This window comes from Rhodococcus sp. YH3-3 (assembly GCF_001653035.1).
GTDB classification, from domain to species: Bacteria; Actinomycetota; Actinomycetes; order Mycobacteriales; family Mycobacteriaceae; genus Rhodococcus_F; species Rhodococcus_F qingshengii.
This window is the reverse complement of the sequence record NZ_BCWH01000003.1, coordinates 1,044,095-1,055,456: the sequence shown is the minus strand read 5'-3', so window position 1 is coordinate 1,055,456 and position 11,362 is coordinate 1,044,095. Positions and strand designations below refer to the sequence as shown.

Below are 11,362 nucleotides of genomic sequence, written 5' to 3'. Positions count from 1 at the left end.
GTCAGGTCCGGGCGCTGAAGTGCTTCAGCGTCCGGACTTGATGATCTGAGCGATGTTCCGCTCCGCCAGAGCAGTGATGGTCAGTGACGGATTGACGGTGCCGGTGCTGCCCGGAATGGCAGCGCCGTCCATCACGTACAGGCCGTCGTAGCCCTTGACTCGCCCGTAGCCGTCGGTGGCCTTGCCCAGAACCGCACCGCCGAGGGGATGCGCGGTGAACGAGGAATTGACGTCCTTCGCGAACGGCAATGCCGACGGCAGCGTGGTGCCGGCGAAGGCCATCTTGTTCTGGACGGCGCGTAGTGCCTCGACGGTGGCGTCGTTGCCGTTCTTCGGCCAGTTCAGCACCACCCGATCGGAGCCGCCGTCGTAGGCGAAGTCGGCGCGCTGCGAGTCGAGGGTCATCCCCAATGTTCCGAGCATGCCGATGTTGACGGGTAGGCCGGGGACGTACCAATTTTCCAGGGAGAGTGGCATTCCCGACTCGTCGACGATGCGTGATGCCGACGGTGAGGCTTGCGCAGTGCCGTCACTGAAGCCGAACGAGCGCACCATCCCGGCGTCGCCGTTCGTTCCCCAGCCCTTACCGACGTGTTCGTTGAGGTTGGGCAGCGCGCCCGTCGCCTGGGCGCGTACCAGCAGTTCGGAGGTGCCGATCGAACCGGCGCCGAGGAACAGACGGTCACAGGTAAGAGTCTTCCGGGCCAGAACGCCACCCGTCGGATCCGTCGATTCGACGTCGACGACGTAGCGTCCATCACGTTCGCGACTGATCGCGAGCACCTGATGTCCGTAACAGACGGTGGCTCGTCCGGTGGCTTCGGCGGCAGGAATGTAGTTCTGTGTGAGGTCGAACTTCGCGCCGTTGGAGTTACCCATGTTGCTGTCACCGACAGTGGCCGAGGCTCGGGTTCGGCCGTCGAGTTCTGAGCGCACCACGTCCCAGTTCCAGATCCCGTCGATCCGCTGCGGATCGAATCCGGCACGACGAGCGTCCTGATCCCAACGACGCGAGTGGCCGAAATTCGGGGTTTGGTAAATGTCTTCGGGCAACGGGCTCAGACGCAGCATCTGGCGCACCTTGGGGTACCAGGTGGACGCCATCTCGTCGTAGTCGAGGGAGTTGCCGAAGACTGCGTCGAAGAATCGGCGCTCGGGCGCGATCATCACGCCGGTGAAGATGATGGAACCACCGCCGACTGCAGCGCCGCGCCATACCGAGATGTGTTCGTAGTCGGTGGCATCGAGGACGCCGCTGAAGTAGTCGCACGCCACGGGGAGTCCGGTGAGGTTGGTGAACGATGTTCGCCGGAAGACTCCGCGGCCGTCGGCCAGCATGTCGGAGGTGTGAATCTCCCGTTGCGGATCATGCGGCCACCGAAGTCCGCGTTCGAGGATGGTGATCTGGGTGCCGCTCTGCGCCAGTCTGAGGGCGGTGGCGCTTGCGCCGAATCCGGACCCGATGACGATGGCTTCGGAATGCTCCGGGGGAGTAGGAGAGGGTGCGAACAACTCGGGGACGAGCGCGCGGTAGTGATCAGCACCCATCGGGAGCGCCCGCAGTGGTGCGGGGGTGGCGTGGCTGGTCGACGTCGAGATGAGCGGTGTCGCGGCGGCAACTGCTGCCCCCGCCCCGGCGGCTTTGAAAAAGTCACGACGCTGCATGTCACGGCGCTGCATGTGTAAGTTCGACTCCCCAGTTCGACGGTTTGCCTCAGAATAACTCGAGATGGAGTTCGGGGACGAAACGGCGTGTCCGACGTCAAGAAGAACCGGATAAAACGTGCATAAGTGGCACTTCCTGGGTGGTACTGATCGGTCGCCAGATAGTCGCGGAATCTTGTCGGTGTTCAGCGAGAGGCGCTCGCACCTATCCTCGAGGAGTGAACCCCGACTTCAAGCGCGTCTCCGAGGCCAAGTACGTCCTACTCACGACCTTCCGCAAGGATGGAACTCCGGTGGCGACTCCACTCTGGGCCGCGCCGGACGGCGACAAGCTCCTGATGTGGACCGTCACCGATTCCTACAAGGTCAAGCGCATCAGGCGAAACCCGTCGGTCACCGTCGCTGCGTGTGACGCTCGGGGAAATCCCAAGGGTGAACCGGTGGCCGCCGTCGCCGAGATCCTCGACGGACCGGGCACCGATCATGCTCGCGACGCGATCGCGCGTCGCTACGGAATCCTCGGCTGGATCACCATGAAAGGCAGTCTCCTTCGCCGCGGCAAGACCGGAACGATCGGACTTGCCGTCACTGCAGCCTGACCGCGCGTCAGTTGCCGAGCAGATCGTCCAACGCTGAGTCGAAGCGCGGATACGTGAAGGGGAAGCCTTTGTCGGCCAACACTTTCGATACGGCATGACGACCCGTCAGGCCCAGGGCAGCGTCGCTGCGAAGAAGGAACGCGCCGATTCTGACCATGAAAGCGGGCGTCGGCGGCGCAGGTGGCCGGTGAAGGTGCTTGCGCAGCCCGGCCATCAGTTCTGAGTTTCGGACGGGATCCGGAGCAGTCGCGATGACCACGCCCGAGGCAGCCGAATCGGGTTCGAGTGCCCAGCGCACGATCGACAGCCAGTCCTCGATGTGAATCCAACTGGTCCACTGCCTACCCGAGGCGACGCGTCCGCCCAGTCCGAGACGCACGAGCAACAGCAATCGCTCGAGCGCCGGTGTGCCCTTCTCCAACACGACACTGGTTCGCAGGGTCACTACTCGTGACGTGTTTGCTCCCTCGACCGCTGCCTCCCAGTCCTTTGCGACGTCGGTCATCTGAGGTGGCCCGTCAGCGAGTGGGGAAGCCTCGTCGAGCCGGGTCTCTCCGGCGTCGCCGTAGATCGCGAGCGTGCTCGCCTGGATCCACACCGGAACAGGGTTCGCCAGTAGTTTCGACGCTTCGACCAGCGCGCGGGTCGGATCGACTCGGGAACTGGTGAGTAGTGCGATGTTTGCCGGTGTGGGTCGGCGATCGACCAACTCGCCGGCCAGATTGATCACCGATGCGCCGTCGAGTTCTCCCGCCCAGTCGCCCACCGTGACGCCGTCCCACTGAACCTGCCTGTGCCTGCCGGGTTTCGGTGAGCGAGTCAGGACCACGACGTCAATCCGCGGTCCGCGAGATCGTCGCTGATTCGGCGGCCGAGAGCGCCGGTGCCGCCGGCGATCACGACCTTCGTCATCACTGCGCCTGGCTGACCGAGGACATGTGGAAGTCGGGAATCCGCATGGGCGGCATGGCCGTGCGGGTGAACCAATCTTTCCACTCCCGGGGAAGCGTGATCTCGGTGCGTCCAGCCTCGGTGACCCGCCGCAGGAGATCGAGCGGACTCTCGTTGAAACGGAAGTTGTTGACGGCACCGACGATCTTGCCGTCCTCGATCAAATACACCCCGTCACGGGTGAGTCCGGTCAACAGCAGCGTCGTGGGATCGACCTCACGGATGTACCAGAGGGTTGTGAGCAGTAGACCCTTCTCGGTACCTGCGATCATGTCCTCGATCGAGGTGTCGTCACCACCGGTCAGGATGAGATTGTCGCCGGGAACTGCGACAGGTCGACCGAATTCTCGTGCAGCGTGGCGCGGGTACGCCAACGCATTGACGACGCCGTCTCGGACCCAGTCGACGGGTTCGATCTCCATACCGTTGTCGAACAGTGAGACGGATTCACTCGACGACGTCGTGATCACGAACGGCGCGGATTGCAAGCCCTCGGCGCCGGGGTCAGAGGTGAGTGTCAGTGGCAATCCGAGCTTCTCGCCGGTCCGGGTACCACCGGTGGTGGACAGTGCGGTGTGGCCCTCTTCGGCGCCGCGACCCTCCATGGTCCACATCAGATAGATCATCAGGTCCGCCACAGCAGACGGCGGAAGAATTGTCTCGTAGCGGCCGGCAGGCAGACTGACGGAGTTACCCGCCCAGTCGAGTCGAGTGGTCAACTGCGACAAGAGCTTCGGTATCGAGATATCGCTGAAATCGACGGTTCCGGATCCGACCCAGGCGCTGGCGTCGTCGCGCTTGCCGTTGATTTCCACGGAGCCGGTGGCCTGAGCCGTTCTACGTCGCACGCCCGTCGAGGTTCCGAGCCAGGTGGTGTGCAACTGGTGGTGGGCGAAGCCGAACAACTGGTCGCCGCCGTCGAAGCCCTTCGCCAGGTCGGCAGCCAACTGAGCGAAGACAGCGATGTCGGTCAGGGCGGCCGGCAGGTCCCAGTCGGTCTCTGCCGCCGACTGCGTGATCAGGTCGGACGCGTCGTCAGCCGGAGTGGCTGTGCGCGCAGCTTCTTCGCTTGCCTGTACGAGTGCGGAAATCTGCTCCGGATCGACACTGCTGGAACTGACAGTGCCCACCTTCGCGATGTCACCCTCGCGCACGATCGAGATCACCGTCCACGTCCGGGACAGCGAAACTCCGTTGGTGGTCATCGAATTGTTGGCCCACCGCAGCGACGCCTCACTCGCATCGGTCACGATCACCAACGATTCGTCTACCGTCCTCGCGGCCAATGCACGCTCGACGACCTGCTGCGGATCGATCACTGCTGAGCCTCCGAACGAGTATTGAGGATGTTGACTCCGCGGAACAGAGCGGACGGGCAGCCGTGGCTGACCGCCGCAACCTGACCGGGTTGCGCCTTGCCGCAGTTGAACGCCCCCTGCAGGCGCCAGGTCGACTCACCGCCAACGGCTTCCATCGAGCCCCAGAAATCCGTCGTCGTCGCCTGATACGCCACGTCGCGCACCTGACCGTCGAGCTTTCCGTCACGGATCTTGAAGAACCGCTGACCGGTGAACTGAAAGTTGTAGCGCTGCATGTCGATCGACCAGGACTTGTCACCGACGACGTAGATGCCGTTCTCGACTCGCGAGATCAGGTCTGCAGTCGAGGTGTCCGTAGAAGGGTCGGGGGAGAGCGAGACGTTGGCCATTCGCTGGATGGGAACGTGATGTGCGGAGTCGGCGTACGAGCAACCGTTGGAACGCGTCAGCCCCAGCCTCGGCGCGAACACACGGTCTAGTTGATACCCGACCAGTGTTCCCTCTGCCACCAGATCCCACCGTTGAGAGGCGACGCCGTCGTCGTCGAATCCGACGCTGGCCAGGCCGTGCTCTTCGTTTCGGTCGGCGGTCACGTGCATGAGTGGCGTTCCGTATTTCAGCGTTCCCAGCTTGTCCGGCGTCGCGAACGACGTACCGGCGTAGGCCGCTTCGTAGCCGATCGCGCGGTCGTATTCGGTGGCGTGTCCGATGGATTCGTGGATCGTGAGCCACAGATTGGTCGGATCGATCACGAGGTCGGTCGGACCTGCTTCGACGGTCGGTGCCTTGGTCTTCTCGGCCAGCCACTCCGGGATCTGCGCGAGCTCATCGCCCCAGTTCCATGTGCTCTCCGCCCCGAGGTACTCCCATCCGCGCCCTACCGGCGGCGCCAAGGTACGCATCGATTCGAAGCTGCCGGCCGACTTGTCGACGGCAGTGGCCTCGAACTCGGGGTGTAGACGCACCCGTTGCTGGGTGATCGACGAACCGGCCAGATCCGCGTAGAAGGTCTGCTCCTTGACCTGGAGGACACTCGCCGTGACGTGATCCACGCCGTCGGCGGCTTGAAGCCGTCCGGAGTAGTCGACCAGCAGGCCTACCTTCTCGGCCGTCGGTGTCGCGAAGGGATCTTCGAGGTACGGCGACACCCACGTCGCGTCGGCGTAGACGGGCTCGTCGGCGAGGGTGACCGGATCCCGATTGAGCGAGCGCAATGCCTTCGCGACCTCGACCGCTTGGCGTGCCAGCGCAGCAGCGACATCGGGGGACACCTCGGCGTGCGAGGCGAATCCCCACGTGCCGTCGACGATCACACGGACGGCGACCCCGATCTCGTCTCCGTCGGACACCGCCTGAACTACGCCGTCGCGCAAGCGGATCGACTGTGTGAGCACGCGGTGGACACGAACATCGGCGTGCTGGGCGCCGGCCGTTCTCGCAGCCGACAGCGCCGCATCAGCGACAGCTCGCAGCGGGAGGGCGAGGAAATCTGCATCGACATCTCGGGTGACGGTCACGCACACGACGCTAGCCGACGACCGCCGATCTCAGCCGAACTGCTGCCATCCGAGGCGAATCACCATGGCGATCACGACCACCAACAGCGTGATCCGCACGAATCCGGATCCCTTGCTCAGCGCCATCCGCGAACCGATGACCGCGCCGAGAACGTTGCACACCGCCATCGCCAAACCCAAACTCCACCAGACATGCCCGGTGACGGCGAAGTAGGCGAGCGCGCCGAAATTGGAACCGAGATTGATCACCTTCGCCATCGCTGCGCTCCGAACGAATTCGGTTCCGAGGAAGGTCGCGAAGCTGATGATGAGGAAGGTGCCGGTGCCGGGTCCGAGCAGACCGTCGTAGAGGCCGATGAGTCCGGCGGAGAGCAGCAGGACGAGGACGGTCTTGCGCTGCGTCGGACGATGGGTCGCGATCGTGGTGCCCAGCGTCGGACGCATGGTCACGAAGACGGCGACGGCGACGAGGACGACCATCACGATCGGAATGAAGTACTTCTTGTCGATCAGCGAAACGGCCGCCGCCCCGCACGCGGCCGTCACCGCAGCCAACGCGGCTGCCGGCGCCATCTGCCGCCACTCCATCGGGATTCGACGGGAGAACGTGTACACCGCAGCACTCGTCCCGGTGAATGCCGTCAATTTGTTGGTGGCCAGTGCCGCCTGAGGGGTCAATTGCGGGGCGACCAGAAAGAGTGCGGGCAACAGAATCAATCCACCGCCGCCGACGACGGCGTCGACCCAACCCGCCGCCGTCGCTGCCGTCATCAGCAGTCCCCAATCAGCAATATCCACGGCGGTGACTCTTTCACAGCTGTGACACTCTTGAGCACATGCGGAGGTTCAGCCTGTGGCTGCGAGGAAAGCCGATGATCGCGGACAGCGCGCTGGCGCTCGTGTTCTTCGCGCTCGAGGTAGTTACGTTCGTCAGTTCGCCGCGTGAGGAGCGGTGGCCTCAGCTCGTCGTCGGATTTCTGATCTGCCTTCCCGTCGTGTGGCGTCGCAAATATCCGCGTGTGTCCGCTGCGTCCATATTGTCGATGTCGTACTTCGCGACCCTGATGATGTGGGCGACTGGGGATCCGGCTGCGGAACATCCAGGCCTGCTGGCGCTCGGAGTTTCGCTCTACACACTCGTCGCCTACGTCGATCGGCGTACCGGGGCGATATTCGCGTGCTTCCTTGCCCTGGACATGACTCTCTCGTTGCTCGTCATCCGCCAAGACGTGATCCTGACGATCATCATCGCGACGCTGCTCTATGCACTGGCCTGGATCACCGCCGAGTTCTTGAGCGCGCGACGAGCCTACGACGAGGAAGTGGCCGCCAGACTCGAAGTGGCCGAATACGAACGGGACCGCCGCGCCGAGGATGCGGTGGCCACGGAAAGAACCCGAATCGCCCGCGAACTCCACGATGTCGTCGCCCACGCGGTCAGCGTGATGATCGTCCAGGCGGACGGCGCGTCGTATGCGGTCGATTCCAATCCCGCGTTGGCCAAAAAGGCGCTCGGCAACATCTCCAGCACCGGACGCGACGCCCTTGCCGAGCTTCGCCGTACCGTCTCGCTGCTGCGCACCGAGGTCAGTAGTGATGCGATGCCGCAACACGGAACTGCCGGCATCGCCAAGGTCGTCGAGATGATGCGTGCCGCCGGTCTCGGGGTGCGGCTAGAACTGACCGGCGAGCTCGACGACGTCAGTCCTTCAGTCAGCCTGGGAATTCATCGCCTGGTCCAAGAGTCACTGACCAATGTCCTCCGTCACGCCGGCGCAAATCCGAAGGCACGAGTCACCGTGCGCCGCACCGACACCGCGGTGCTGCTCGAGGTCGTCGACAACGGAACGTCGAGTTCGACCTTCTCCCACGGTTCGGGGAATGGACTGGTCGGAATGCGTGAGCGGGTGGCGGTACTGCACGGGACACTCGAGACCGGACGACGCCCCGACGGCAGTTGGCGTGTGTACGCAGAGCTGCCGCTCGAGATCCACGATTGATACCGGCTCGCCGCAATCGCATTGGCACCGACGTCTCAGGCCCGATAGGTTTACGCCGTGCCCATCACCGTGCTGCTAGTCGACGACCAGGAACTCATGCGGATGGGCCTGAACATGGTGCTCGAAGCACATGAAGACATCTCGGTTATCGGTGAGGCCGGTGACGGGGCCGCGGCGGTCGCAGCGGCGGTGGCGCTGAAGCCTGACGTCGTGTTGATGGATGTGCGGATGCCGATTGTCGACGGGGTGAAAGCGACCGAGCAGATTCTTGCCTCCGGGATCGAATCCAGGGTCCTGGTGATGACGACCTTCGACCTGGACGAACACGCTCTCGGTGCCTTGCGCGCCGGAGCCAGCGGCTTCCTTCTCAAGGACACCCCGCCCGAGGATCTCGTGTCGGCAATCCGCAGCGTGGCAGCCGGTGACGCGGTTGTTTCCCCGAAGGTGACACGTCGTCTGCTGTCGAGGTTCATCGTGGACGGTCCGGCGCCCCGGCGCGATCCGGTAGTTCTCGACGTCCTGACCGAACGCGAACGCGAAGTCCTCGGACACGTGGCCACGGGGCTGTCGAACATCGAGATCGCACAGCAGCTGTACCTGTCCGAATCGACGATCAAGTCGCACGTCGGACGCATTCTCACCAAACTCGATCTGCGTGATCGTGTGCAGGCTGTGGTGCTGGCCTACGAGACCGGACTGGTGACTCCGGGCGCGTAGGCCAGCCGTCTGTCAGGCAGCGAGCGTTTCGCTCTGCTCAAGCATCAAAAGCGCCCACTGTTGGCAGCACGATGCAGGTCTTCCCGTCTGCGTAATCGACATTGCCGAACAGAGCGGCAAACACCTTGCCGTCACCGGTGTCGACGACCTTCGAGAGCAACGGCGTATCGAGTACGGGCAACTTCTCGTCCAACGGGACGATGCCGCCCTTGAACGTGCCGACGTTGATCCAGGCAACACTCAACCCTGAGGTCTTGGGTATGCCGACGTAACCCGGGATTGCCTGGAAACGGAGATGGTCGGCCTCGACCCACGGCGGCAACGGGAAGTTCGGACCGGCCTGTGCGGAGCTGAGGGTTACGGTGACGGGTTCACCGGCCACGCCACACCCGACCGTCGGTGCGGGGTACATGAACGACTGCGGCTTGGTGACGCCGATGTCCGGGAGATCGAGGGCGGTCGTGATCTGATCAGCGCCTGCCGTGCCGATCAACTGCTGAACAGCAGCAGAGGCTTCGGGGGAGATGGCTGCGGCCTGCGCGATCAGCGCGGCAATTCCTTCGGGTACTACCGGTTCTGCGGCCGCGGTTCCCGCGCTGATCATCGCGCTGCCGGCGGTGAGTGCCACGACGGCGGCAGTGCCGGCGATGGCAGCGGGAATGCGTCGGGCGAGTGTCTTGCCGGGGAGTCGGCTCATGTCGGGCTCCTTCATTTCATGAGGCCGGGAAATGCGGCCCGAAGTGACTTGACCATGCGCAGAGTCTCAACGTCAACTTGAGGTTTAGAATCGTTAGCGGAGCGTTAGTTAACGCCAGGCAAGTCGCACGTGCGTGAGAGAAGGCCCGTGTGACTCACGGCACCCACCTGTTTTGCACCTCTGCGTCGTTGTCGGGAGAAAAACCGGCCCCTCGAGCGTTGAACGAATAGACCGTCTGAAAGGGGACGTCATGATCGCCGCCGTATTTCTCCTCTACGTGATCGTCGAGATCGCAGCCTTGGTCATCGTGGGCAACGCCATCGGTGTCGCCTGGACAGTGCTGCTGTTTCTCGCCGGATCGCTTGTCGGATTGATCCTCATGCGCTCGCAGTGGCGACGGGTCATGGACGGGTTCCGTAAGGCCACGCGGGGTGAGGGATCGCCGTCACTGGCGGTCGCCGACGGCGCCTTGGTCGCGGCGGGCTCCGCGTTGATGTTCGTACCCGGACTCGTGACTTCGGTTCTGGGCCTGCTGCTTCTGATTCCGCCGACCCGCTGGGCGCTGCGCCCGCTTGCAGTGCTCCTGGCAGGTAAGCGCGCAGCAGCATTTGCCGCCGGTGGTGACGCCTTCGCCGGAACCGTCGGCTACGCGGCGCGGATGCGCGGAAACGGCGAGGTGATCGACGGCGAGATCATCGTCGAGACACCCGAAACCACCGAGTACGTCGCCAGCAACGGCAAGGAACTCGTCCTCGAGGGTGAGATTCTGGACACGGATGCACCCACCCGTTCGCGGGGGCCGCAGTACTAACAGGCAGACTGGGTGCTCGTGACTACTCGTCTGCTGGTCAACGGCCGGATCTACAGTTCATTTGCACCTGACGCGACCTCGATCGCCATCACCGACGGCACCGTCGTGTGGGTCGGCGACGAGCGCGCCGGACGGGCGTTGCACCCCGCCGCGGAGATCGAAGATCTGGGTGGTGCGTTTGTCACTCCCGGGTTCGTCGACACCCACGTCCACATCACCGCACTGGGACTCAATCTCGTCGGCCTCGATCTCGTGGGCGCGAACTCTCTGGACGAATGTCTCTCGCGAGTACGAACATTCGCAGCCGCGAACCCCGAAACTGCCCATCCCGACGCAGTCATCTGGGGACACGGTTGGGACGACACCGAGTGGGCCGAGCAGACCCCGCCGTCGACCGCAGATCTCGACGCGGCCGCCCCTGGCCGCAAGGTGTATCTCTCGCGGATCGACGTTCACTCGGCCGCGTGCTCGAGCGCATTGCGCGACGGGATCTCCGGCCTCGCCGACACCGCTGGATACTCAGCCGAAGGCCCGTTGACGTTCGACGCACACCACCTGGCGCGCAATGCCGCTCGGAATCTGCTGACGGAAACTCAGCGCGCGTCTGCTCGTACCGCTGCGCTCGATCTCTGCGCCTCACGCGGAATCGTGGCCGTTCACGAGTGTGGGGGACCGGACATCTCGGGATTGACCGATTTCCAGGAACTGTTGGCCCACGATCACGGCGTGGAGGTTCGGGGCTACTGGGGTGAGCGTGTCGACAGCGAAGAGGATGCTCGCGCGCTCCTCGACAAAACCGGAGCAGACGGACTCGGCGGGGATCTCTTCATCGACGGCTCGCTCGGTTCGCATACCGCGTGGTTGCTCGAACCCTATGCAGACCAACCTGATTCGACGGGCAATGCCTACCTCGACGTCGACGCGATCGCCGCACACATCCGGGCCTGTACCCTCGCGGGCGTCCAGGCCGGGTTCCATGCCATCGGTGACGGCGCCGTCTCGTCGGCAGCTGCCGCGTTCCGCAGGGTCGCCGACGAACTGGGTGGCCCCAAGGTCGCCGCGTTGGGTCACCGCCTCGAGCACGCG

General features: G+C 64.0%; 11 protein-coding genes. 5 read left to right on the top strand and 6 right to left on the bottom strand.

The annotated features are described in order from the left end of the window. Window positions 1-24: 24 nt before the first annotated feature. Complete coding sequence (locus YH3_RS30065) at window positions 25-1,680, bottom strand: GMC oxidoreductase (RefSeq protein ID WP_082920699.1); 1,656 nt, start codon at window positions 1,678-1,680, stop codon at window positions 25-27. Between the two features lie 203 nt (window positions 1,681-1,883). Between YH3_RS30065 and YH3_RS30060 the strand changes: the two genes are divergently transcribed. Further along, window positions 1,884-2,264, top strand: coding sequence for a PPOX class F420-dependent oxidoreductase (locus YH3_RS30060; protein ID WP_003944780.1), 381 nt, complete (start codon window positions 1,884-1,886; stop codon window positions 2,262-2,264). 7 nt (window positions 2,265-2,271) lie between these two features. Here YH3_RS30060 and YH3_RS30055 read toward each other — a convergent pair whose 3' ends face one another. The 4 genes from YH3_RS30055 to YH3_RS30040 form a co-directional block, all read right to left on the bottom strand. Then, window positions 2,272-3,093 (bottom strand): epimerase, encoded by an 822-nt coding sequence (locus YH3_RS30055; RefSeq protein ID WP_238592729.1) that lies wholly within the window; start codon window positions 3,091-3,093, stop codon window positions 2,272-2,274. An 82-nt stretch (window positions 3,094-3,175) separates the two neighbouring features. After that, window positions 3,176-4,534 (bottom strand): metallopeptidase TldD-related protein, encoded by a 1,359-nt coding sequence (locus YH3_RS30050; RefSeq protein WP_064444608.1) that lies wholly within the window; start codon window positions 4,532-4,534, stop codon window positions 3,176-3,178. Beyond that, window positions 4,531-6,051 (bottom strand): TldD/PmbA family protein, encoded by a 1,521-nt coding sequence (locus YH3_RS30045; RefSeq protein ID WP_003944822.1) that lies wholly within the window; start codon window positions 6,049-6,051, stop codon window positions 4,531-4,533. Before YH3_RS30045 ends, YH3_RS30050 begins: the two co-directional genes overlap by 4 nt. A gap of 30 nt (window positions 6,052-6,081) precedes the next feature. Continuing rightward, window positions 6,082-6,849, bottom strand: coding sequence for a TSUP family transporter (locus YH3_RS30040; RefSeq protein WP_030536361.1), 768 nt, complete (start codon window positions 6,847-6,849; stop codon window positions 6,082-6,084). A gap of 74 nt (window positions 6,850-6,923) precedes the next feature. Between YH3_RS30040 and YH3_RS30035 the strand changes: the two genes are divergently transcribed. Both YH3_RS30035 and YH3_RS30030 read left to right on the top strand, forming a co-directional pair. Then, complete coding sequence (locus YH3_RS30035; RefSeq protein WP_082920709.1) at window positions 6,924-8,051, top strand: sensor histidine kinase; 1,128 nt, start codon at window positions 6,924-6,926, stop codon at window positions 8,049-8,051. A 57-nt stretch (window positions 8,052-8,108) separates the two neighbouring features. Further along, a complete protein-coding gene (locus YH3_RS30030; protein WP_003945024.1) occupies window positions 8,109-8,768 on the top strand; it encodes a response regulator transcription factor in 660 nt (219 codons plus the stop codon). Window positions 8,769-8,805: 37 nt separating this feature from the next. On the opposite strand, the gene YH3_RS30025 is transcribed toward YH3_RS30030, so the two are convergent. After that, window positions 8,806-9,465, bottom strand: a complete 660-nt coding sequence (locus YH3_RS30025) for a hypothetical protein (RefSeq protein WP_003944837.1) — start codon at window positions 9,463-9,465, stop codon at window positions 8,806-8,808. Window positions 9,466-9,715: 250 nt separating this feature from the next. Between YH3_RS30025 and YH3_RS30020 the strand changes: the two genes are divergently transcribed. Both YH3_RS30020 and YH3_RS30015 read left to right on the top strand, forming a co-directional pair. Continuing rightward, window positions 9,716-10,276 carry an FxsA family protein gene (locus tag YH3_RS30020; RefSeq protein WP_064444606.1) on the top strand — a complete coding sequence of 187 codons (561 nt, stop codon included), beginning with the start codon at window positions 9,716-9,718 and terminating at the stop codon, window positions 10,274-10,276. 12 nt (window positions 10,277-10,288) lie between these two features. After that, window positions 10,289-11,362 (top strand): amidohydrolase (locus YH3_RS30015; protein ID WP_064444605.1); only part of this gene is annotated, 1,074 nt, incomplete at its 3' end.